A 24,678-nucleotide genomic window follows, 5' to 3' on the forward strand; every position below is an offset into this window, starting at 1 on the left:
TGTATGAACAACATCCAAATAGCTAAATTGCATCTACATGCTTGTAGTTTCTGTTGAGGTATTCATTCCTGATGCCAAATAAGGGATCACTTTACGAATTAGCCCCTCGACATCAATATCTTGATTAAAATCTGCTTTTGCAATATCCATCAATGCGCCACTTGAACCCATCGTAAATACTGCAGTACCCAAGGTAAAATGTAATCGCCAGAACAATTCTTGCGATGACAATGCTGGGTTCGCTTTCAATAAAGCCTTAGTTATGTTGGCTAAGACTTCACCGTAATGCGTAGTGGTATACCAACGTAAATGCCCTTGCTCATCGGTGTAGCTGCGACCAAGCAATTGCATAAAGATCACGGTACCATTTTTACTTTGTTGCTCTAACGCTAATAGCGGATCAACAAAACTGTTAAACACATCTAACAACGATGGTTTTTCAGCTTGTGTACACAAGGCTGTTAACTTCTCATTCAGTAGGGGCATGAAGAGTTCGAGATGTCGAGCGATGACCGCTTGAATCAATTCTTTCTTAGAACCAAAATGATAATTAACCGATGCCAAATTCACACTTGCTCGTGTAGTTATCAAGCGTAAAGAAGTATCAGAAAACCCGTGTTCAGCGAACAAGCTTTCGGCTGCATCGAGAATGCGAGTTTTTGTATCCAACTTACTAACCATAATTAACCCTTTTTAAACGAACGTTTTAAAATTACGTTCTGACGGACGAAATGTCAATACAATGTAAACAAATGTTTGAAACAAATGTATTGAAGTTGTCCTAGTTCGCATTTTTCTACGAACACAAAATTAAAAACACCCATTAGTGGGTAGCTACAGTAAGGGGGTTAGCGATAAACACGAGCGCCGATATTTACCACCTACTCCCTCAAATATAGCACTGTTAAAATGAATAAAGCGCCAACCTAAGTTGACGCTTTATTTATATTCGAACAGTTTTTAAAACACTAACGAGTGACTACGTTATTACTCATTCAGTTTTATTTTCCAGATTGCTGGACCTTCAACATGCGCAGATACACCATTCGTATCGACAGCAACAGTCATTGGCATATCTACAACATCAAATTCGTAGATTGCTTCCATACCTAAGTCAGCAAATGCAACAACACGAGACTTCTTAATTGCTTTAGATACAAGGTATGCTGCACCACCAACAGCCATTAAATAAACAGCTTTATGCTTCTTGATACTTTCAACCGTTGCAGGACCACGTTCAGATTTACCAATCATGCCTAATAAACCAGTCTGTTCTAACATAGTATCGGTAAATTTATCCATACGTGTTGCAGTTGTTGGACCAGCTGGGCCTACAACTTCATCACCCACAGCATCAACTGGACCTACGTAATAGATAAAGCGATTAGTAAAGTCTACGCCTTCTGGTAGGCCTTCGCCTTTATCTAACATGTCTTTAATACGCTTATGAGCCGCGTCACGACCCGTTAAAATCTTGCCTGATAATAGAACAGTTTCGCCTGTTTTCCATTCCAGTACTGACTCTGGTTTAATGTCATTTACGTTAACACGGCGAACACTATCGCTTACTTCCCATGTCACTTCAGGCCAGTCTTCTAATTTAGGCACATGCAATTCAGCAGGGCCAGAACCGTCAAGTGTAAAGTGGGTATGGCGTGTCGCGGCACAGTTAGGGATCATCACAACAGGTTTTGATGCTGCATGTGTTGGGCAAGATTTTATCTTAATATCCAATACTGTTGCCATGCCACCTAGGCCTTGCGCGCCAATACCAAGTTTATTAACACGATCAAAAATATCTAAACGCATTTTTTCATCTGTCGTTTCAGCACCACGTTCCATCAGTTCATGGATGTCAACAGGTTCCATTAATGACTCTTTTGCCATTACTGCTGCTTTTTCTGCCGTACCGCCAATGCCTATACCAAGCATACCCGGTGGACACCAACCTGCACCCATCGTCGGTACTGTTTTCTCAATCCACGCGGCAACATCATCAGATGGATTTAACATCACCATCTTACTTTTGTTTTCAGAACCGCCGCCTTTCGCTGCGATCATCACTTCAACTTTCGCGCCTGGTACCATTTCTACGTGAACAACACCCGGTGTATTATCTTTGGTATTTTTACGTGCGCCCGCAGGATCTGCAACAATAGATGCACGTAATGGATTACCTTCGAAAGCGTAACCACGACGAATACCTTCATCAACCATTTCTTGTACAGTTTGATCTGTTTCCCACTGCACATTCATGCCAATTTTAACGAAACAAGTCACAATACCCGTGTCTTGACAGATTGGACGTTTACCTTCCGCTGACATACGAGAATTAATTAAAATCTGCGCAATCGCATCTTTAGCGGCTTGGCTTTTTTCTGCGTTGTAGGCTTTTTCCATTGCTTGGATAAAATCAAGCGGATGGTAATATGAAATGTATTGTAGTGAATCTGCAATACTGTCGATAAAGTCCGCTTTACGGATAACTGTACTCATGGTCAACTCCCTTTTGCTTACTCACTGTGTTAACTAATTATTATATTTATCATCTTCAAAGCCATAGAGCGGCTTTAAAATAGTTAACAATAAGATATGTTGCCTATATCATACCTTTGCTGATCACTTCTCTCCACTAAAAACTGAACTAAACAGATACAAAGTAACAACAGAAGCACAACTTTACAGCAACAGGTTTTATATTTAACCCTTATATCAATCAAGATTAATTCGGCTATTTGTGATAACCTCCGCGCATCAAAATTTAGGGATCTGCTGTACTAATGAAATCACTTGTAATAAAACCAATCGCCTTTCCTAGCAATGGCATTCATTCCTTTTTTGCCCCGCTAAGTCATGCCCCTTGGTCAATTTTACTTGAGTCAGGATCCGTTGATCACATTGATAGTCAATTCCATATCATCGTTGCAGACCCCATTGCGACTATCGTTACTGAAGACAATCAAACGACCGTTAACCAAGCAAGTGGAAAAACTGTCACTAACACAGATTCATTTACGGTATTACAGAACCTAAATCAGACGTTAATTGGTGATATAGAGCAACATAAGCTTAATGTCGAACTGCCGTTTATTGCTGGTGCACTGGGTTATTTTGGTTATGACCTCGGCCGTAATATCGAGAACATTGCCAGTATTGCGAATAATGACCTGCACTTCCCCGATATGGCTGTAGGCTTATATGATTGGGCGATTGTCATTGATATTAAGCAACAGCAAGCATGGCAAGTACAATTTAGTGACAACGCCGAACAAGCTTGGCAAACACGTCACAAATGGCTAAAAGAATGTAGTGTTGGTGAAGAGTTACAAAATGCAGCAATGAGTCCATCATCAACGCATTTTGAATTACAAAATAGCTGGCAGTCGAACATGTCAGAACAGCAGTACCACAGTAAATTTCATCAAATTCAAGCGTACTTATCCGCAGGTGATTGCTATCAAATCAATCTAGCACAGCGCTTTAACAACCAATATAGAGGTGATGAGTGGCAAGCTTATTGCACTTTAAGTCAGCATAATAAAGCTCCTTTTTCTGTATTCATGCGCCTTGAAAACCAAGCGGTATTGTCTATTTCTCCAGAGCGTTTTATTCAAGTTAAAGATGGCACGATTGAAACTAAGCCAATTAAAGGCACACGCCCACGTAGTCAAGATCCAATCATTGACCGTGCTAATGCAAAAGCCTTACAGAATGCCGACAAAGACCGTGCTGAAAACTTAATGATTGTTGATTTACTGCGTAATGATATTGGTAAAGTGGCGGTACCGGGTTCGGTTAGCGTACCTAAATTATTTGATGTCGAAAGTTTTCCTGCAGTGCATCATCTCGTTAGTACCATTACCGGAAAATTGCCAGATGATAAAAAACCAAGCGAATTATTACGCGCCAGCTTCCCTGGAGGCTCAATTACGGGCGCACCAAAAATTCGTGCGATGCAAATTATTGAAGAGTTAGAACCACACCGCCGTTCACTCTATTGCGGTAGCATCGGCTATTTATCCGCGCACGGGCATATGGATACGAGTATTACCATCCGCACATTACTGTGTGATAACGGGGAAATATACTGCTGGGCTGGCGGTGGTATTGTCGCTGACTCGGTAGCTGAAGAGGAATATCAAGAAACATTTGATAAATTAGCCAAAATATTACCTATACTTTAAATTAGTCATCCAGTACTTTAGTTATATAGTCATACATCCGTTGAAGCACGTAGTTTCAACATCATGAGTTGCAGGGACGCATATGGATATTAATTCTTTAACTTCACGTTTTGTACTGTCACCCAGTACTGAGCCAATCAGTAAATTAACAAAAATATTTACACCTGCGGCCGTGCTATTTCCGATTGTTGAACGAGAACACCAACTGAACCTCATTCTCACTCGCCGAGCGTCACATCTGCGTCACCACAGTGGCCAAATAGCCTTGCCGGGCGGCAAAACAGAAAAAACAGATAGCTCCTCGATTGCAACGGCATTACGTGAAACCCATGAAGAAATAGGTATTCCAGCCAACAAAATAACGGTGCTTGGCACATTACCCAGCAGACCCACAATTAGTCGTTATTATGTCACACCTGTCGTTGCCTTAGTCGATGGTGATTATCAATCAAAAATAGATCCGAACGAAGTGGATGAAATTTTTGAAGTCCCCTTATCGTTTTTACTTGATGATGATAATCATATTATCGAAAAAAGTTTATTTAAGGGTAAGTACCGTGAAGTGACGTTTATGCCTTGGGGGAAATATCCGATTTGGGGTACAACAGCGGCTATTATTAAAGATTTTTCTAAACATATTCGTTCGAATTAAAAGTTAACCTTTCACATAAAAAAATGCGCCTACACTATTTTACTCGTTAGACGCACTGTTATTCTATGAATGCTATAAACTACTCAGCCGCTTTATCAACCATGTGTAAATGCACATCTTGTTGTGGGAATGGAATAGACAAACCTTCTTTATCAAAACGAATTTTCACTTCCCGTGTGATATCCCAATACACATCCCAGTAATCTTCCGTTTTCACCCAAGGGCGAACAATGAAATCAACCGATGATGTATTAAGCGTATGCAATTTGATAATCGTTTCTGGATTTTTTAATACTGCAGCATGCGAGTGCACAATATCAGCCAGTACTGTTTCAGCTAACGCTATATCATCGCTATAACCAATACCAAATACCATATCAACACGGCGTACACGTTCATGTGTAACGTTCTTAATAATATCGCCCCAAATCTTACTGTTCGGTACAATGATCACTTGGTTATCAAACGTTTTAATCGTGGTATTCACTAAGCTCATGTGTGCCACTTTACCGGATACACCACCAGCTTCAACAAAATCACCTTCATCAAATGGGCGATAGATTAATAACATCATGCCAGAAGCAAAGTTAGATAAGGTATCTTGTAGTGCAAAACCGATGACTAAACCCGCAACACCAAAACCGGTTAATATCGGCGTTAAATCAACACCAATCTGTGATAATGCGATAAGTAAACCAATCGCAAACACGATATTACCCGACATCGATATAAAGAAATCTTGTATCAATCGAGATAATTGTAGATTAGGAGAAGAAACGGCCTTTTTAACCATTCTACGTGTTAGCTTTTTAAACCAGCGGAACATCAAAATGATGAAAGCAAAAATAAGTACTTTGAATAATAATTCCGGCGCATTATCCGCCAGCCACTGACCCGTACCCTCGCCCCAAGTCGAGATAATAGATAAGATAAGATCAACATTTAATAACTCATCCGTTAACGTCCCTGTCGCTTCAAACAATTGCTGCTTATATTGCGTCGTATCTAATGCCATTTTATCCGCAAGGGCGACAAGAAATTTTAACGTAGTAATATCATTCGTTACTTTACGTTCTGCAAGAATATGTTCCAGCTGGATTGCAGTTTTCTCGCCTTCAGTCGCCTCTTTAAGCTGCTTACTTAATGCTGTTTCTTGCTGGTGATCAAACGTTAACGATGCCGACATAAACTCAAGACGGTGTTCAATATCGCTAATCAACGCTTTTTCTTTCAGTGGTACCGGCTGATCTAATAATTTCAACCACTGGTAGTTGACCCATTGGTCACTGAGTAAGCGCGTCGAAAAACGACGAGATTCATCAAGTGACTTCTGTGCTAATAATTTACCTTCATTGGTTTCTGTCTCTAATTTTTTTTCAATGATCGTAATCTTATTTAAAAGATAATTCGATGCATCAGAAATAAATTTAACTTGTTGATTCACTTGTTTCAACAAAACGTCATCAGAACCCTCAGTACGCTGATCAATTAAGCCTTGAATGACGTCTCGTAACGCATCGTTTTTATTAAGTAATTGTAATCGTACAACGTCTTTAGCAGAGCCTGTCATTGCTTGAGACTCGCTATACAGTACTGATATTTCTTTATCAAGCTGATTGAGTTTTTCTATTTGGGGTGATGATATTTGTGCCAGAGAAAGGTTAGACACTAATAACAAACACAATAAAACGATGACTCGCATAATTAATCCAACTCTATGATTAAAATATAGCAAACGAGCAACTATCATTAGTTGCTCGTTATTAAGAGGTGTTAGGCCTCATGATTAAACGTGGTATAAAATAAAATTATAGCCACGCTTGCGGTGTAGAAACTACCTTCACGAGTGCTTTTTGTGCATCATTTTGGGGTTCAAGATCATCGTAATGCCAGCTCGCTAGTGGTGGCATTGACATCAAAATAGATTTGGTACGTCCTTTACTTTGCAAACCGAAAATAGTGCCACGGTCAACAATCAAATTAAACTCAGCATAACGCGTACGGCGGAACAGTTGGAACTCACGTTCTTGTTCTGTATACGTTTGGTTTTTACGTTTAGCAATGATTGGGGCATATGCTTGGGTATAACCCTGAGCAACAGACTCAATAAAACGGAGACTCGTTTCCATATCCCATGCGTTCAAATCATCATAAATGATACCGCCAATACCACGGTACTCTTCACGGTGTGGCATGTAGAAATATTCGTCAGCATCTTGTTTAAACTGCTCGTATAAGTCATCACCAAATGGGGTTACAGCATCACGAGCAACGGTATGGAAATGACGGGCATCATCTTCATATAAATGAATTGGTGTTAAATCAAATCCACCACCAAGCCACCAATGTTGCTTGCCTTCATTATCAGTCACCATAAACATACGTACATTCGCATGACTCGTCGGTGCATGGGGATTGCGTGGATGAACAACAACGGATACACCCATTGCTTGATACGCGAGTCCTGTAAACTGTGGTCGCTTTGCCGATGCCGCAGCCGGTAGTTTATCACCGCTCACCATCGAAAAGTTGACACCCGCACTTTCATACACCTCACCATTACGTAAGACACAACTTGTTCCTTTGCCAAGATGGCTAGTCCAATTATCAGCAATAAATTCACCGTTGGTTTCTTCAGCTTGAAACGCTGAAATAATTGATTGTTGGATATTACGGAAAAATGATTCTAATTCATTGATACTGACAGTCATAACTACCTTACTTACCACTTTAGCAACACAAATTTAAATATATGTAGCCTAAAAAGATTATTAATAAAAAAATACACTCACAAAATGAGTATGAAAAAAGAGACTAAACCGCTTTAGCGTAGATGCCTATAGGTCTAACAAAAGCGGTTAAATATATTATGCAGAGATCTCAGCGTAGAGCTCACAAAATTGCTGAGTTACTTTATGCTTGGGCGCACAACTGATCAAAGGCTGGGAAAGATTGTGTGATTCTTTTACTTTAACAGAGCTGTGAATCAAGGTGTTTAAAATAGGTAAATCTTCCGCTCTTAATTCTGCGACCAATTTTTTAGGAAGACTGGCCTGTCCCTGATATTGATTAACGACAATGCCTTCTACACGTAATTTATCATTGTGATCTTGACGTGTTTCTTCAATGTTCGCCAATAAGCTATATAAGCCACGACGTGAGAAATCATCACAATCAAATGGAATCAAGCAGGTATCCGCTGCAATTAACGCTGATAAGCTATAAAAATTAAAGGCCGGTGGTGTATCAATATAAATTTCATCGTAATCACGCTTCAGTTTTACCATCGCGTCACGTAATTTATAGATCTTATGGCGTTGTTCTAATTTAACAATCAGCTCACCCAGTAGTTCTGATGCAGGCATAATGGCCAGATTAGGAAAGGCTGTAGGGGTAATAAAGTCATGATAAGGTCGCCCTTTCATAATAATATTTAATGTTTGCTCAAAAAACTCAGCAACACTAAAATTAACCTTATAATCATTACCCAATAAATAGGCACTGGTATTACATTGACTATCTAAATCAATAATCAGTGTACGCTTGCCTTCTGATGCAGCAATTGCAGCCAAATTACTACAGATCGTAGATTTACCTACGCCACCTTTTTGATTAAACACAACACGGATCACGAGACACTCCTTTCCCTATAATTATTTAACGATTTAACTCTCTAACGCAGATTGACAGACTATCGATTCTACTTGATGCAATTGTAATAATTTAGTCAATTCTTCAGGTGGCTCAATATCTGTAAATAATTTATGAACCTGATTCACATTACCAATGTTAACCATAGCATTACGGCCAAATTTAGTGTGATCAACAGGTAAAAATACTTCTTGTGAACACTCGATAATCGCTTGTGTTACACGTACTTCTTGATAATCGAAGTCCAATAGAGAGCCATCCATATCTAAACCACTGATGGTCACAATACCGAAGTCCATTCTAAATTGTTTAATGAAGTCGACCGTTGCTTCGCCAACAACGCCAGCATCTTTATTACGTACTTCACCACCCGCAACAATGACGCGAAAATCAGGTTTCTGCATCAAAATCGTCGCCACATTAAGATTGTTGGTAACGATACGTAAACCAGTATGATTTAATAATGCGTGAGCCAATGCTTCAGATGTAGTGCCTATATCAATAAATAGCGATGAACCATCTGGAATAAGTTCTGCCATCGCTTGTGCGATCTTCATTTTTTCTTTCGCCGTTTTTTGCTTACGATTAACGTAAGAATCATTAACGACGCTGCTTTCTAACAATGATGCACCACCATGATGACGGCGAACCAAGTTTTTCTCAGCTAGTTCATTTAAATCTCGACGGATTGTCTGTGGGCTTACTGAAAAGTGTTCTACCAATACTTCAGTACTAACAAACCCCTCTTCCTTAACCAACGAAATTATTTTTTGATGACGTGTATTTTGTCTCACATCGTTCTCCCTGTTACCCCTAATGTCATTATTGAAAGGGAGTTTTAATTTACTCTTTAGTTTATATCATATTTACACGCGTAAGCTTAAAAAATAGTACCAATAAACAAAGTTTAACGTTGTTTTGCGATATACTCATGGCTGTTCGCTCATATTTTCAAGTTGCAATCATCAAGTTCAATACAATTAACAGCGACTATATTCAAGTAACTACTATTATTCAAATAACGAAAAATCAATGAGACAATAAAATGGCTTCAGATCCCGATAAACTACTTAAACAACACCCCGGATTAACCCATTCAGAACTCCAAAAAGTTACCTCCCACGTCCAACGAGAAAAAGATGACTGGTTCCTCAACACCGTCATGATCCAAGGGCATACAGTGCCGTTCAAATTTAAACGCAAAAAAGCCTATAAATCATTAACAGGGGCAAGCGTAAATTTAACGTATTATCCTGAAATAGAAACCGTGGCAGGGTTTAAAATAGAAATAATGCATGTGGTCAGAATTAAAAAATCATAATGTATTTTATACCAATGTGGCATGGTATGTTTTTATATTGTGATTAGGCTTGTTGCAAGCATTTCAGCGAGTTACACTAGAGTAAATATTACTAAACTTAACGTATGATTCGAGGGAACGACCAGATGAGTAAATCTAAAATCATAGCGGGTATTGCTGCTGTCGGTGCTATCTTGTATGCCACTTCAATTTATTGGAGTGTTGAACCAGACAACTTTAGCCCAACACAAGCGACAGAAACGCTAGTCAAGAATAATGCCGATATCGCAGTTGGTTCATATACGACAGCAACATTGATTAAAACGATTCAAACGCTAGACGAAAAAAATGGCGGTTACCTAAGTAACTCTGTATTACCACCAGCAATCTTTATGGATAATATGCCGTCTTGGGAATATGGTCTGTTAGAACAGTCTCGCGATCTAATGTTGGTATTACGTCGTGATTTAAGCCGTTCACAAACGCAATCAACTGAAAATAAAGACTTACAAAAAGCACACGGTTCATTAAATGTTGAGCACACGCGTTTATTCCCAACAAACGCAGATTCAGAATATAAAAAGACAGTTGAAGAATTACAACTATATCTTGCTAAATTAGGTGATTCACAATCTGACGCACAATTCTATGCGCGTGCAGATAACCTTGCAGAATGGTTCAAACAAGTTGAAAAACGTCTTGGTTCATTATCACAACGCTTAAGTGCATCTGTTGGCCAATACCGAATCAATACCGACTTATCTGGTGATGCAGGTGCTGAACAATCAACATTTACACCATCTGGTGCAACAGTTAAAACGGCATGGGTAGACATCGATAATGTATTCTGGGAAGCACGTGGTTCTTCTTGGGCACTATATCACTACCTAAAAGCGGCACGTATTGACTTTAAAAGCGTGTTAGAAAAGAAAAACGCACTGGCAAGTGTTGACCAAATCATACTTGAATTAGAAGCATCACTACAACCTGTAAGCAGCCCAATCATTTTAAACGGCGCTGGTTTTGGTGTTTTTGCTAACCATTCATTAGTAATGGCAAACTACTTGTCTCGTGCAAATGCGGCTGTTATTGACCTACGTAGATTACTAGAACAAGGTTAATCTTTGTTGATATAAATAACGCTTAAGCCCGTCACTCCATTTTAAAAGAGTGACGGGCTTTTTTGTGCCTGAAATTCATGACAAACTGCATACCTAACAAAAATATACATTAAGCACAGCTAAGGATGCTCGCACAATGCAAACAGTACTCATCACGGGCGCTTCAACAGGGATTGGCTATCACGGGGCTGTCACACTTAAAGCTACGGGTTATCGTGTCTTTGCTACCGCAAGAAAGCCAGAAGACGTAACCGCGTTAATCGCACAAGGTTTTGAAAGTGTACAACTGGACTTAAGCTCTACAACCTCAATTACCACTGCAGTTGCACATATCGCTAAACTCACCGAGGGTAAGATTGATGTACTGTTTAATAATGGTGCTTATGGTCAACCCGGTGCAGTCGAGGACTTACCCACTGATGAGTTACGTAAACAATTTGAAGCGAATGTATTTGGTTGGCACGAACTCACCACACAAATTATTCCGTTAATGCGCGCCAATGGCCGTGGCCGTATAATACAAAACAGTTCTGTTTTAGGCCTAGTCGCAATGAAATATCGCGGGGCGTACAACGCCAGCAAGTTCGCAATCGAGGGCTTAACGGATACGTTACGTCTAGAGCTGCGAAATTCCCCTATCAAAGTTTCTTTAATTGAACCAGGGCCAATAGTCAGCCAGTTCAGAGCCAATGCATTAAGCGCTTTTCAAGAACACATCGATATCGAAAACAGCGTACACACCAAGGACTACCAACAGCAAATCAGCCGCTTGGGTAAAAAGGATGTCAGTAATCAATTTACTTTAGGCCCAGAAGCAGTAACCAAGGCTCTGATTCATGCCATTGAAAGCAACAAACCTAAAGTACGTTATTACGTGACCTTTCCAACTTATTTATTTGCCTTGTTGAAGCGTATTTTACCATTTCGGGTATTGGATGGAATATTAGCTAAATCAGGGTGATATCAGAATTAAGTTAGCACAACTAACAAGACTATAAATATGACCATAAGGTACCTGAATATGAATGATATAAACATCTTATTTGATTACAACGGGCACTTACCGGAATGCCCTACATGGTGTGAACAAAGCCAAAGTTTATACTGGACTGATATCTTAGAAAAACAAATACACCGATATGATGTATTAACAAAAAAACATACCGTATTACATTTTTCTGAAGAAGTCGGCAGCTTTGCATTAAGAGAATCAGACGGTTTTATCTGTGCGATGCGAACAGGGATCTACTTAACCGATCCCGCTGGACAGTTAGATAAAAAAATATGTGATAACCCGAACAACCCAGCGCTGGCTCGTTTTAATGATGGTGGCGTCGATCAATTCGGCCGTTTTTATGCGGGTACATATTGGTCACCTAAGGACTTTAATGGCGCCTTGTTATGCCGTGTCGATGCACAACTCAATACCAAAGTAATACACGCTGACATCCTTGGGGCTAATGGCTTGGCATTTAGCCCAGATAAACAATGGATGTATACAACAGATACACCAAACCGCGTGATGTATCGAACACCTCTCAATGAATTGGGTGATGCTGGCACAAGAGAGATATTCAAACAATTTGCACCCGACTACGGCCGACCAGATGGTGCGGCAATGGATATCGAGGGTTGCTACTGGGTTGCAATGTTCAACGGCTCTAAAGTTATTCGAATTTCACCAAATGGCGAAATCTTAGCTGAATATCCGCTACCAGTTAAAAATCCAACTATGGTCTGTTTTGGTGGGAGTGATATGAAGACGCTTTTCATTACATCTGGACGCGAAAATATGTCAGCAAGTGAGCGTGCTGCATCACCATTATCAGGTTGTATTTTCACTCTAAAAACAGCTGTTGGAGGCATGATTAAACCTCGTTTTAAAGAAGCTTAATCTTTTTTACTGCAACTCATTTGCCTTGTTAAAAATGATTTAACCCTTTAGAGTATTAAACAATATCTTAGCCAATTCAGGTTAATACTCTCTTTATCTGTATCCAACTTTGGAGTAACAATGACAACAAAATCAGCTTATGACCAGCTTTCTCAGCATTTTAAAAAGATCCATAATTTAAGTCATTTATCTTCTATTTGTGGTTGGGACCAAGCAGCAATGATGCCTGCTGGCGGTAATGAAGCTCGCTCTGAGGCAATGGCTGAGTTAGCGGTTATGATCCACCAGCAAAGCACAGTCCCACAACTTGCCGATTTAATTAAACAAGCACAGTCAGACCAATTATCAGCAGAGCAACAAGCAAGCTTAGCGGAAATAGACCGCAGCTGGCAGCAAGCTAATATTGTGCCTGAAGAATTAGTTTCAGCTAAATCGCTAGCAGGTTCTAAATGTGAGCACGCTTGGCGTACTCAACGCAAAGAAAATGACTGGGCTGGTTTTGCTAAGAACTTAAAAACCGTTGTTGAATTATCACGTGAAGAAGCAACTATTCGTGCACAAGCAAACAACTGCAGTAACTATGATGCCCTAATGGACTTGTACGAACCTGGCATGACTAGTGCACAACTTGATCCAATCTTTGATGATGTAAAGTCATGGTTGCCAGAACTAACACTAGCAGCGCAAGAAAAACAAAAATCAGATAATGTCATCATGCCAACAGGTCACTTCCCTATTGCCGCACAGCAGCAACTTGGTTTAAAGACGATGGGTATTTTAGGTTTTGATTTTGACCACGGTCGTCTTGATGTATCAGCCCACCCATTCTGTGGCGGCGTCTCTTCAGATGTACGAATTACCACGCGTTATGAAGAAGATGATTTCACCCAAAGTTTAATGGGTGTCGTCCATGAAACAGGTCATGCGCGCTATGAACAAGGTTTACCAACAGCATTAAATCACTTACCTGTGGGTCAAGCGCGTTCAATGGGCATCCATGAAAGCCAAAGTTTATTATTTGAAATGCAATTAGGCCGCAGTCAGGAATTTTTAACCCTACTAACGCCAGAAATTAAACAAGCATTCAATGGCACAGATACCAACATTTATAATCCACTCAATCTAAGTCAGTGCTACACCCGCGTGAAGCCTGATTTCATCCGTGTTGATGCCGATGAAGTGACGTACCCAGCTCACGTTATGCTGCGTTATGAAATCGAACAAGCATTAATGAATGGCGATATTGAAGTCGATGATATTCCAGAACTATGGGCGCTTAAAATGCAACAATATTTAGGTGTGGATACTAAAGGTAATTACCGTAATGGTTGTATGCAAGATGTGCATTGGACAGATGGTAGCTTTGGTTACTTCCCGTCTTATACACTAGGTGCCATGTATGCGGCTCAGTTTATGACGAAAATTAAGCAAGAGATGGATGTATCTGCCATTATTACCAGCGGTGATTTATCACCTATATTCACTTGGCTTAAAACTAACATTTGGCAAAATGCGTCATTATTAAGTACTAATGATTTAGTGAAAAAAGCAACGGGTGAAACACTCAACCCTGCTCACTTTAAAGCACATTTACAGGCGCGTTATTTGTAAGTTTTGGTATTTAATACTTTTCACTAATTACTATGCTTAATAATGAAAAAGGCCACAAATTAAATTTGCGGCCTTTTTATTAGAACTAATTATAATTTCGAATTACTTCATCGGTAATGAAATCTGTTGTAATGAAACTGCACCTGGTACTAATTCTAGCATCATTTTTCCAGCTCCCCCTTCACCATCGCCATTACCGTCGGCAATGATAACTTTAATTTGAATATTATTTTTATTGGCTAAGCTAATCACCATCCGGCCATCATCGGCAAATTCAATTGGTCCTTGCAGCTTCATCGTAATCGGATAACTGTGTAAGTTATGGGATAAATCAAGCGTTACATGCATATTTGGTGAATCCATATATACATCCAGCTCAATCTTAAAATTAAGCTGCTGGGTATCTTCATTCCAGATAATATAACCCGTTGGAACCACGGTTTTACCATCAACAGTTGGGTAACGTGGGCGCATGATCATCGTCCCCGTAGGCACATCACTACCACCTAGAAGTACCAATTTAGCCTGTACATATACTTCTGATGAAATCATCTGCTGGGCATGAATTTTTACCGGTATACGGTTATTAATTGGATCATACTCACCTACTTCCGTTGGCATAAATGCACTAATAAAAGTCTTAGATAGATTTTCTGAGCAACTGCTACCAATCGCACAGCCTGTTTGTGCATCTGTAATTAGTCCATCAAAGCCACCATCATTTACACTTAATAAAGCAAAGTTACTGGTAAGCGTTTCTTGTCCTTCATTCCAACGATAATCGCGATTACTGTCCGTCGTTGGCATCATCAATGGGTTAAATACAAAGTTATCCGCAGGTGCCGCTCTAAACGGGATGCGAATATCAGGACCACCTTGATCTTCAGCACTGGTTTCTTTCAGTAGTGTGGTTTGTAACGGATAACCAGCTTCACTACAGATAACAGAGCCGCTAGTACAATCAACTTGTTCTTTCGTTGCATTTTCTTGTGAAATTAATGAATACTGATAAACATTCGCACCTTGATCTTGCCAGTTTTCCATTGGTGAGAAGGTTAATATTTTATTATCATATTGCATCACACCTGGTACAGTTGACTGACAAACACCCGCACTATTGACAACCTCAACGCGGAAGGAACCTGTATTACAACTATTACCAAGTACTAAGCTCGCTTTATCAATTTGCTGACTAAAAGCAATAAAGATATCTCTGTCTGCCTGCAAATCAAAGATATTAAACTTATCATCTTCTACGACAGTACCACTGCCATCAGAACCACCTGCACAACGACCAGCAATATCATTAGCATAATTAGCTTCAACTAAGGCACAAGTGTAACCAGGGACTGTACCTTCAACCATGGGTGAAGTTTGGCGTAATTCTTGGACTTTATACGGGGTGGTAAAACGCTGTTGTAAATACGCAATATTACCAGCTAAATCTTCAATGCTGCCTGTAATCGTATATGCTGTTGAAGACGCTAAATTAGTAATAGGGTCAATCACGATAGAGGAACCGTCTTGACTAATGACAGTATCAATCACAGTATTATTTTCATCTTTAAGAACAAGATTCTGCAATGATGATAACGTTAACGGCTCATCATAAGTTACTGTGACATTATCACCTAAGCTAAAGTGAGTGATATTCTCCGCCGGATAAGCAGATTGAAATTCAGGTGGCTTAATATCAACAGCAGGTGCAGGCGTTTCATCAGCAGTATATGACTCCATATGGAAAGAGACTTGTGCATGGGCATTATCCACACCTAAAATCTTCACATCAATTTCACTGACTGCATCAATGATCATGGTTGGACCTTCCGTTCTCACGGTGCCGATCAATTCAAGATGCATAATATTCTGACTTAAACCACCGTTGGCTTTACCATTCAGCTTACCATCTTCGTCATAACCATCCGTCGTCATTGCAACATCCATAAATAGATGTAACTGCTTTGACGCATATTTATGATCAGAATTGGTATTATTAATTAAATAACCGGTTGCATCAGAAATATTGGTCATACGAATATTGCCAGTATCGAAACCCGTCGGGAATTCACCTCCCACTTTAACTGTTAAGCTTGAGCTATTTAAAATAGATCCCTTACGAATTACAAGTGGCGAAGCGTCATCAAAGTTACCTAGATTTGCTAATTCAGTAATCAAGTCTGAGTCAACATAAGTTGTATCATTACCACCAATTAGCACAGACTTAATCGTTACTGCATTGGTCAGTTCACCAGAGTAAGGTGACGCCTGATTATTTGTATTCACGGTAACGTTCATCGGCTTAAATGCATGCTCTCCCGAATCTAACACCGTAAATGTTTTTTCTAAACCCGCAAAACTATTACCTATACTGTCCTTAACGTCATTGCTGATAATTAGCTCATACGTAGCATCAACATCAAGGTCATCTGCTGGATCAAATGTGATATAACGACCTCTGACAATTAAATCACCCGCAACTTGCTCTGTCGAACCCACTTTTTGAAATTTAAATGTATCACCAGCAATTAGCGTTGTCGCATCAATGTCATTAGTTGTACGTAAGCGTAATGATGTAAATGTCGTAAACGGCAAATCATCAGTCGGATAAAAACCATTTGTATCTAATGCAAAACTCACCGAGTCTTTCGCTAATCGCGTCGTAAACGTTAATGGATCTTCCTCAGTTCGCTCTGCAGTTAACTCTTTATTTCCATCAGCTTCATTAATCAAGCCGATAGCATAAGTAACTGAATATTGTTCGCCCGCTTTAAGCGCAGCTTTCGGTTTAAATGCCAGACCATCCGCCATCGGATTATTAGGGTCTGTGGCAAAGCTACCTTCAGTCACCTCAACCGACGTCACCTCAACAACATTTCCTTTGCTGTCTGACAACGTAAACGCTTTCGCTGAAAAACGATCTAGCGGATGAGAAAATGACAGTAACACGGATGTATTCACAGCAACGTCGGCTTGGCCATTAAATGGAAATGAATAAAACGTATGCGCATCAAATAAGCTCTGAGCACGACGCTTTGCTAATTCATCACGGCTTTCTTCTGCTGTTAGAATTGGCTCTTCTGCTTTCTCATTATCTTGTGGCTCGACACCACAACCAGCAAGTGTAATCGCTGAAGCAATCAAGCTATATTTAAAAAATGAATTTAAACGAGCGTTAATATTTGTCATAAAGCCCCCTTAAAATTTCGTCGCAAACGAAAGTGAAATAGTAGAGACAGTACCTTCTAATTCAACAGATGAATTGTTCGCGCTGTCTTGGTGTGTAATTGTATGATCAGTTGGGTCAAGTACTTGTAACTGATAGGCTAAATCAATCTGCCAAGGGTAAGCCGTTAAGCCTGTACCCTTATGGAAATAAGAAATACCAGCGCCCATGACTAATTTATCAGCGCTTAGGTAATTTACATCTAACGTGGCTTTATCTGCGTCTAGCGGAGAAACTTCATAGCTTGCACCCGCCATTAATCTAACCGTATCGTCAAAGTTCAGTTCAATACCAGCGCGTGGGATAATGATGTCTTCGAAACCCAAACTAGCCTGATCTTTCACGGTATCATTTATCATTAAATCATTTAAATCAGACCAGTTTTGCTGCTCAGCACTGAATGCTAAACTCACCATACCAGCTTTAATACGAACACCAGCAGAAATAATATCCGGTTGATAAGCATCATAAGTCAGTAGGTTAATTGGTAAATCAGAGACTGTTTGCGTAATCGTCGCAGCGGCTTTAATGTTGGCTTGGCCATAACTTTCACCACGGAAAGCGGCAGCAAATGCAATACCATTACCAGAACAGTTCTTATCACTACCACATGCCATTCGGCCTAAATCTAAGGTGATACCGGCGATCGGTGTAATAGCGGGTTCAGCAGCAACCGCCACACGCTCATTACCAGATGCAGTACCATCTAATTCACTTTCTAAACTCATATCAGCATCAGCATGCAATGATACTTGAGCACCACCACCAATCGTTAAACCAGGGATTATTTGAATTGACCCAGATGCTGCCACAAATAATGGTTTCTCACCATAATTAGCCAGTTGACCTGTTTCTGATGTTGCAGAACTAAATGCCATCATCTCTGTACCGTAATTTTCAATACCCGCGATCAATCCAAAATAGATTGGATAAGAAAAATTAAAAAGGTTAGTGATATTAATATTCATACCAGCAAGTAGTGGTTGTGTTGCTTCATCAAATGTTTGATCACCAGCTGTCATATCAGGCGTTGCAGATAATAAACCCACATACATCTCACCTTGGTCTGTCGCAGATAACGCCGCAGGATTGTAATAAGCTGCTGATGATTGTGAATTAAATAAAGAAAAAGATTGTGCCGAAGCAATATCAACAGGTGTTAAACCAAATGTAGAACCTAGGTTACCTAAACTCGCCTGAGCAGTGCCAGCCGTCAGTGCTAATGCAACTGATACAGAAAGTAGAGAGATATTGTTAAAAAGTGTCTTCTTAGTCATTGGTGCTAACTCCATTTAGCGAAACTAAAATAAGTATCCTCTAGTGACTCCAGCCACAACAACGGAATACAAGTTAAATTGTTAAGCGTGCCGAAGTGGACACGCTGTCATTTTTCTGGATGTAAATATACCCTGATTGAGATACCAATTGTCGTACATATATCAGGTTATTTCGTCATTCAGGATCTAATGAGCTAGAAGCATTAGACCCAGCCTCATACCTTATTTTGATAACACTGACGCTAGCTTAGTTATTCCAATTTACTTAGTATGTTTACTCAATCTCTTGAACTAGTTAGCGTATATTTGTAACCATGAAAAAGGGGCTGGTAATAAAGGCGTTGCGCCTTCTATTTTCACAACATCAACTCGCTGAATAAAATCATCGATATTGGTCATCCGTACACCTTTTGCTGGTTTATTCTGATTATCAACGCTGTTGTTATCAAAAAAGTCTTCCCAGTGTCCTAGTACAATTGTATTTGGCTTTGTTTGTTGCAAAATAGCTTCGGGATAATCATCCACTTGATGAAAAGCAGCAACACATAAAATGGCCATATCAACCGCTTTACTATCATCCATTACAGGCATTAACCCATCCGGTGAGTTACTTGCAGCATCTTGATAGTGAATACGATAAGTTGGATTCTGCTGCTTATCTAAAAAGTCGATAATATAGGCATAGGTTTGTCCTTCTTTCCAGCCATAAGCGGTACTTGGTAATTCCGTTAACGCTTCTTCATATATACCTGACATCACTTTAATACCCATAAAGTGCGGTGCGTGATCTGATTTAATAGGCATAAAGCGAATACTGCGGCTTCGGTTATATACCCACTTACCTACTTGTTCACCGACGGCTGCATAATCAGTAATATCCAATAAACGCTCATCATCAATAACCGCAGTCACAATATTCGTCATCGTCGTTGAACCAACAGCCGTTGCCGTAGGCATATGCTTCTGCATGATATAAGGCACATCCATTAAGTGATCATAATGTGCGTGTCCCACTAAAATGAATTCGGCTTGTTTAGCGTGATCCGGTAATAATTTATCAATTAATTTCGTATCAGCCTCGATAGGTAACGGCAAGGTGACATTGACTAAACTGGGGTTAGTAAATGAGGGCGCAGTCATAATACTGTCATTACCATATTGGAATAAGTAACCACCGACACCGAGATATTGAATATCTAGCGTTTTATCTCCACTAACTAACGCCTGGTTATTTATATCTCGTAAAGCGACATCATCTACCAATAAATGATCTACCGATGTAGCACAACCCGATAACAGTCCAACAATAGCACCGCTAATAACAACCCTTAATACACCCGCCTTCATTAATATCTCCCATGCGTAAACAAACAGTCTTGATGAAACAGACCATTAAAATAACAAAAAATTCGGATTCGAAACTAACCAATGCGCGTTTAATATCACATAGGTATTGAATTGGTACTTTATATTGATATCAATTTAGCACTTTTCGCAAGGTGACGTTTTCGAGCATTGTCATTTTTCGTCATTATTGATACGTAACTTGTCATTTTGTTGGCAGTAAAAAGCCTTTATTGGTTGCTTTAATAGAGTCATAGCTTGTTAAGCAGTCTCATCAATAAAGGAAATTGACCATGAAAAAATCTATCATCGCAAAATCACTACTTATTACATCAATGGTATTTACGAGCGTATCGGCAAATGCAGCAGAGCAAGAACCATTAACAACATGGGAAAAAGCGGGCGTATTTTCATCGACAATTATTGTGGGAACAATTGCAGGTGGTCCTATTGGCTTAGTGTTAGGCGTAGCTGCAGGAGATTGGATTAATAATACATGGGATAAATCAATTGAATCCGACAAACTTGTTGCTGAAAATCAGCAGATAGCAGAAAATTTATTGGCAAGTGAATTACAAAATAATCAGCTACAACAAGACGTATTGATTCTAGACCAACAGATACAGCAAATATCAGAAACCGAAGAGTTAAATCAACAGTTGGTGCTAAACGCATTACAATTAGATCTACTCTTTGCTGTTAACCAAAGCGTGATAGACGCAACCAATCAAGCTCGATTAACACAAATAGCGGATTACTTAATTGAACATGACACCATTAACATCGTCTTATCTGGTCATGCAGACCCAAGTGGACAAGATGAACTTAATATTAATTTAGCGCAACAAAGAGCTGTCGCAGTACAAGATAATCTCATTGCGTTAGGCGTTAATGAAAGTAATATTCAAGTGCAATCTTTTGGTGCCGAATACGCAAGCTCTGAACTTGGTGATCTTGTACAATACCCAAGAGATCGTAAAGTGACAATCGAGTTCATCGATAGCCTAGCAGATAGCGCCACAAATGAGGTCGCAATGCAATTCTAGTTATATTTAAACACTTTATAATAACAATTAAGGCTAGCGGTAACTCGTTAGTCTTTTTTATTTAGCTTTATCAAAATATACACTCTCATATTCCCCTGAAGAACAATGGTTATTCAGTCCATAACTCTTTTCAAAACTAAAATATCTCTGTTCTATACTGAAATGGTAACAACAGAATACTTAAACTATATTTTATGATCTAAGTAACAGTTTACTAGTCCTAAGTGAGTATATTTAATAGTGTAAATGCATTATTTTACAACTAACTATTCGTCTATTTTGAACAGGAGTATCATCATGACAATTAACAATATTCTTTGCCCTACCGACTTTTCAGGTACAGCGAATAAAGCGATAAGCTATGCTGCAGACATGGCGTTGAAATATGATGCTACCTTACATTTAGTTAGTGTTATTAATGAGATCCATGGCTTTGATAGTTTTCAAGTACTCGCGATCACGCCCAGTGACATTCACGAACATATGCTTAAAATAACGCAAGAAAAATTAGATGAATTAACCTCTGATATTAAACCGAGTATCCCACTACATACAGCGGTATTAGAAGGCCATCCATCAACAGAAATCACCCAAGCTGCCGCTGATTTTGATTGCGATATGATCATCATCGCAAGTCATGGTCGAACAGGGCTAGAACACATACTGATTGGTAGCGTTGCAGAATCTGTGACGCGTCACGCCCACTGCCCTGTGTTAATCGTCAAATAAACGGATATAAATACTGTAAGACCCCAATAGACCAACTTAGCTAATGGGGTCACTAAGATTAACGAGGAGTAAGTGTCAGTTGCAAATTTGTTGGGCGCATCGTAAATGCAAACTCCTCGCCTACTTCTGGCGCTTGTTCAGGCTGACTGATCGCGTAATACCAACATAAACGAGCAATAACAGCCTTGCCTTCCATCATCGCTAAGCGTTCGCCTGGGCAATGTCTTGCACCTGCACCAAACGGTATATGGCTACTTTGTAAATGTGGGCATACAGGTTTTTCCGGTTTGGCTATCCAACGTTCAGGATTGAATTGTTGAGGACACTCCACTACTTTTTCATCTAAACCACCGGGTCGTGTCAGAATAAAAATTGCAGTCCCTTTTGGTAATTTAATACCATTACTCAATACTGTATCTTCAGTGGGTTCCGCAGAAATAAGTGGGGCGGTACCTTTTAACCGTAAGCCTTCACGTAATACCGCCTCAATCAGTTCAAACTGCTCTAATGCGGCAAGGTCTAATGTTTCTATATCCCCGTTGCACACGCGTGATACTTCATCAATCACTTGTTGCTGTAAGGTTGGGCTTTGAGAAAGGTAGTACAGTGTCCAAGCCAGCATATTAGACGTTGTATCTTCACCAGCCAGCAGTAATGTGAGTATGTTGGCAAATAATTCATCATCCGTTAATTTATTATCATCACTATCACTCGCCACAATCATCGCTTGTAAAATTGTTTCCGGTTCTTCTTCTAGTGCTTTATTATCGGCAAGTTCTCGCTTCGCTTTCGCGATCATACTGACCGCGAGTTGATAAATTTCTTCACGCGCTTTATCCACTCTGCGTGCTTCGGGTGTACGGATATAACGCCACCATGGAAAAGGGTATTTACCGCGCTTATTTAATGCATGAAATAAGCGGTCAATATTGTCGCGTAAACTCGTATCAGTATTACCAGATAACATATTGGTTTGATAACCAAACACCAAGCTTGTGGTGATATCGATGGTAAAGTGCTGCAATAAACGATGCACATCAAACGCTTCACCTGTCGCTATTTTTTGATCGATCGCCGTTTGCAGATTAATGGATAATGATTTTAAATGAGGTACAAAATTAGCAAGAGTGCTATAAGAAAATGCAGGCATAATTAACCGTCTCTGCCGTTTCCATTTATCCCCATTACTGGAAAATACACCGTGAAAGCCCAGATCTTCAAATAACCATTCTAAGCGCTCTGTACGATTAAATAACTTCGGTCTTTGCTTAATGATTTCTAAACCAATTTTAGGATCTGAAATCACTAAATACTGCTTATTTAATAATTTCATTTGATAAGCAGGGCCATATTCTTCCGCCCATTGCTCTAAATTAGTATGAAATGATTCTGGTGAAATCTGTGTGAAGTTGCCTAAGAGAGGTTTCTGTTTTGGACCCGGTAGATCACTAATCGTGGTCTCAGTGAATATTCCTGAGTCAATATCCTTAACTATTTTAGCATTCATTTAACTGTCCCTGTTTTCGATGAAATAGTGCGGAATAAAAACCGCTACCATTAACAATAGGACATTTTTTTAAGATCGCATTACATGTGTAATCAATATCTTAAAAACGAGATCTGTTAAATATTGTCATTATTATTTTTTATCGTTAGTGAATTCACTAAACCAACTTGGGATCCGTTCTTCCAACCAATATTTCGGTTTTAAAATCGAGCCATAGACAAAACCAACATGCCCGCCATAGCGGCTTAATTCAAATAATATATTGTCCGACATTTCCTTCGGGGTGGGGATCACTTTTTTAGTTAAAAATGGGTCATCTTCGGCATGAATAAACAATGTCGGAGTTTCGATCTTGTGTAAAAACTGCAAACTACTGCATTGACTATAATAGTCCAGCGCATCTTTAAAACCGTGTAAGGGGGCTGTCACTCGATCGTCAAATTCGACAAAAGTATTTAATTTTTTGATTTGTGTTGTCGTTAAGTTCAATGCAGAACGCATATCTAAGTGTTCAAATTTACGTACGACACTGGCTTGGAGACGTTTAATCAGTCGGCGCTGATAAGCTTTAGAGAAACCTTTTTTGATCCGCTCTGCGCTTTCTGCTAACAATAATGGTGCCGATACAACGGATGCCGCTAATAATTGAGATTGCTTCCCTGTTTGGGCTAAATAATGTGTTAACACACTGCCACCCAGCGAGTAACCAACAGCAAACAAAGGAGCACGAGGATAACGCTTCGCAATTAACCCGATAACATAGCTTGCATCATTAGTGTCACCAGAGTGATAAGCACGTAATAAACGATTTGATTCTTCACTGCAACCACGAAAATGCATGACAAGACCAATCCAGCCAGCCTCTTTTGCCGCTCGCATGATCCCTTTAACATAAGGTGATTCAACAGACCCTTCAAGCCCATGAAAAATAATAATAATCGGTTTATTATTTTCAGCTATTGGTCGTTCAGTCCAGGCTAAATCAAGAAAATCACCGTCTTCAAGTTCTAGTCTTTCATTAATTGTCGGTAATTTCAGATTACGGCGGCTAATCGTCGGCAACATTGTTTGTAAATGTGCATTACGAATCCACCACTGCGGCTGAAACTGACTCGGTTGAAACATCTTTAAATACCTTA

The 24,678-nt window shown here is 39.6% G+C and carries 20 protein-coding genes; 9 read left to right on the forward strand and 11 right to left on the reverse strand.

Features of this window, described 5'->3' with window-relative positions; genetic code table 11:
• Positions 1–33: 33 nt before the first annotated feature.
• Together HWV00_RS16095 and HWV00_RS16100 are read right to left on the reverse strand one after the other, a co-directional pair.
• Positions 34–681: a TetR/AcrR family transcriptional regulator gene (locus HWV00_RS16095; RefSeq protein ID WP_211682917.1), complete on the reverse strand. Its 648-nt coding sequence runs from the start codon at positions 679–681 to the stop codon at positions 34–36.
• A 306-nt stretch (positions 682–987) separates the two neighbouring features.
• Positions 988–2,496 carry a fumarate hydratase gene (locus tag HWV00_RS16100; protein WP_198437065.1) on the reverse strand — a complete coding sequence of 503 codons (1,509 nt, stop codon included), beginning with the start codon at positions 2,494–2,496 and terminating at the stop codon, positions 988–990.
• A gap of 284 nt (positions 2,497–2,780) precedes the next feature.
• Here HWV00_RS16100 and pabB point away from each other — a divergent pair, with 284 nt between their 5' ends.
• Positions 2,781–4,184 (forward strand): aminodeoxychorismate synthase component I, encoded by a 1,404-nt coding sequence (gene pabB, locus HWV00_RS16105; protein WP_211682919.1) that lies wholly within the window; start codon positions 2,781–2,783, stop codon positions 4,182–4,184.
• 82 nt (positions 4,185–4,266) lie between these two features.
• The gene (locus HWV00_RS16110) at positions 4,267–4,836 is read left to right on the forward strand and encodes a CoA pyrophosphatase (protein WP_211682922.1); all 570 of its coding nucleotides are present in this window, start codon (positions 4,267–4,269) and stop codon (positions 4,834–4,836) included.
• A gap of 79 nt (positions 4,837–4,915) precedes the next feature.
• Here HWV00_RS16110 and HWV00_RS16115 read toward each other — a convergent pair whose 3' ends face one another.
• From HWV00_RS16115 to HWV00_RS16130, 4 genes are all read right to left on the reverse strand, one after another.
• Positions 4,916–6,538: a mechanosensitive ion channel family protein gene (locus HWV00_RS16115; protein WP_211682924.1), complete on the reverse strand. Its 1,623-nt coding sequence runs from the start codon at positions 6,536–6,538 to the stop codon at positions 4,916–4,918.
• Positions 6,539–6,644: 106 nt separating this feature from the next.
• Positions 6,645–7,547, reverse strand: a complete 903-nt coding sequence (gene hemF / locus HWV00_RS16120) for an oxygen-dependent coproporphyrinogen oxidase (protein WP_211682926.1) — start codon at positions 7,545–7,547, stop codon at positions 6,645–6,647.
• A 156-nt stretch (positions 7,548–7,703) separates the two neighbouring features.
• Positions 7,704–8,468 carry a ParA family protein gene (locus HWV00_RS16125; RefSeq protein ID WP_211682928.1) on the reverse strand — a complete coding sequence of 255 codons (765 nt, stop codon included), beginning with the start codon at positions 8,466–8,468 and terminating at the stop codon, positions 7,704–7,706.
• A gap of 33 nt (positions 8,469–8,501) precedes the next feature.
• Positions 8,502–9,281, reverse strand: a complete 780-nt coding sequence (locus tag HWV00_RS16130; protein ID WP_211682930.1) for a DeoR/GlpR family transcriptional regulator — start codon at positions 9,279–9,281, stop codon at positions 8,502–8,504.
• Positions 9,282–9,532: 251 nt separating this feature from the next.
• Between HWV00_RS16130 and HWV00_RS16135 the strand changes: the two genes are divergently transcribed.
• From HWV00_RS16135 to HWV00_RS16155, 5 genes are all read left to right on the forward strand, one after another.
• Positions 9,533–9,808 carry a hypothetical protein gene (locus HWV00_RS16135; RefSeq protein WP_211682938.1) on the forward strand — a complete coding sequence of 92 codons (276 nt, stop codon included), beginning with the start codon at positions 9,533–9,535 and terminating at the stop codon, positions 9,806–9,808.
• Positions 9,809–9,933: 125 nt separating this feature from the next.
• On the forward strand, positions 9,934–10,908 hold the full coding sequence (locus tag HWV00_RS16140; protein WP_211682940.1) for a DUF2333 family protein: 975 nt from the start codon (positions 9,934–9,936) through the stop codon (positions 10,906–10,908).
• A 136-nt stretch (positions 10,909–11,044) separates the two neighbouring features.
• Positions 11,045–11,869 (forward strand): SDR family oxidoreductase, encoded by an 825-nt coding sequence (locus HWV00_RS16145; RefSeq protein ID WP_211682942.1) that lies wholly within the window; start codon positions 11,045–11,047, stop codon positions 11,867–11,869.
• Positions 11,870–11,929: 60 nt separating this feature from the next.
• Positions 11,930–12,802, forward strand: coding sequence for an SMP-30/gluconolactonase/LRE family protein (locus tag HWV00_RS16150; RefSeq protein WP_211682944.1), 873 nt, complete (start codon positions 11,930–11,932; stop codon positions 12,800–12,802).
• A gap of 120 nt (positions 12,803–12,922) precedes the next feature.
• Complete coding sequence (locus tag HWV00_RS16155) at positions 12,923–14,413, forward strand: carboxypeptidase M32 (RefSeq protein WP_211682945.1); 1,491 nt, start codon at positions 12,923–12,925, stop codon at positions 14,411–14,413.
• 102 nt (positions 14,414–14,515) lie between these two features.
• Here HWV00_RS16155 and HWV00_RS16160 read toward each other — a convergent pair whose 3' ends face one another.
• The 3 genes from HWV00_RS16160 to HWV00_RS16170 all read right to left on the reverse strand — a co-directional run bounded on the left by HWV00_RS16160 (position 14,516) and on the right by HWV00_RS16170 (position 20,260).
• Positions 14,516–17,599 (reverse strand): Ig-like domain-containing protein, encoded by a 3,084-nt coding sequence (locus HWV00_RS16160; protein WP_211682947.1) that lies wholly within the window; start codon positions 17,597–17,599, stop codon positions 14,516–14,518.
• Between the two features lie 9 nt (positions 17,600–17,608).
• Positions 17,609–18,913, reverse strand: a complete 1,305-nt coding sequence (locus tag HWV00_RS16165; RefSeq protein WP_255554678.1) for an OmpP1/FadL family transporter — start codon at positions 18,911–18,913, stop codon at positions 17,609–17,611.
• A 291-nt stretch (positions 18,914–19,204) separates the two neighbouring features.
• The gene (locus tag HWV00_RS16170; protein WP_211682951.1) at positions 19,205–20,260 is read right to left on the reverse strand and encodes a hypothetical protein; all 1,056 of its coding nucleotides are present in this window, start codon (positions 20,258–20,260) and stop codon (positions 19,205–19,207) included.
• A 290-nt stretch (positions 20,261–20,550) separates the two neighbouring features.
• Here HWV00_RS16170 and HWV00_RS16175 point away from each other — a divergent pair, with 290 nt between their 5' ends.
• Both HWV00_RS16175 and HWV00_RS16180 read left to right on the forward strand, forming a co-directional pair.
• Positions 20,551–21,303: an OmpA family protein gene (locus HWV00_RS16175; RefSeq protein ID WP_211682953.1), complete on the forward strand. Its 753-nt coding sequence runs from the start codon at positions 20,551–20,553 to the stop codon at positions 21,301–21,303.
• A 297-nt stretch (positions 21,304–21,600) separates the two neighbouring features.
• Entirely contained in the window at positions 21,601–22,032 is a 432-nt protein-coding gene (locus tag HWV00_RS16180; RefSeq protein WP_211682955.1) for a universal stress protein, read from the forward strand.
• Between the two features lie 58 nt (positions 22,033–22,090).
• On the opposite strand, the gene HWV00_RS16185 is transcribed toward HWV00_RS16180, so the two are convergent.
• Together HWV00_RS16185 and HWV00_RS16190 are read right to left on the reverse strand one after the other, a co-directional pair.
• Positions 22,091–23,539 carry a cytochrome P450 gene (locus tag HWV00_RS16185; RefSeq protein WP_211682957.1) on the reverse strand — a complete coding sequence of 483 codons (1,449 nt, stop codon included), beginning with the start codon at positions 23,537–23,539 and terminating at the stop codon, positions 22,091–22,093.
• Positions 23,540–23,671: 132 nt separating this feature from the next.
• A complete protein-coding gene (locus tag HWV00_RS16190; RefSeq protein WP_211682959.1) occupies positions 23,672–24,664 on the reverse strand; it encodes a hydrolase in 993 nt (330 codons plus the stop codon).
• Between the last annotated feature and the right edge of the window lie 14 nt (positions 24,665–24,678).

The organism is Moritella sp. 24 (assembly GCF_018219155.1).
Lineage (GTDB): Bacteria > Pseudomonadota > Gammaproteobacteria > Enterobacterales > Moritellaceae > Moritella.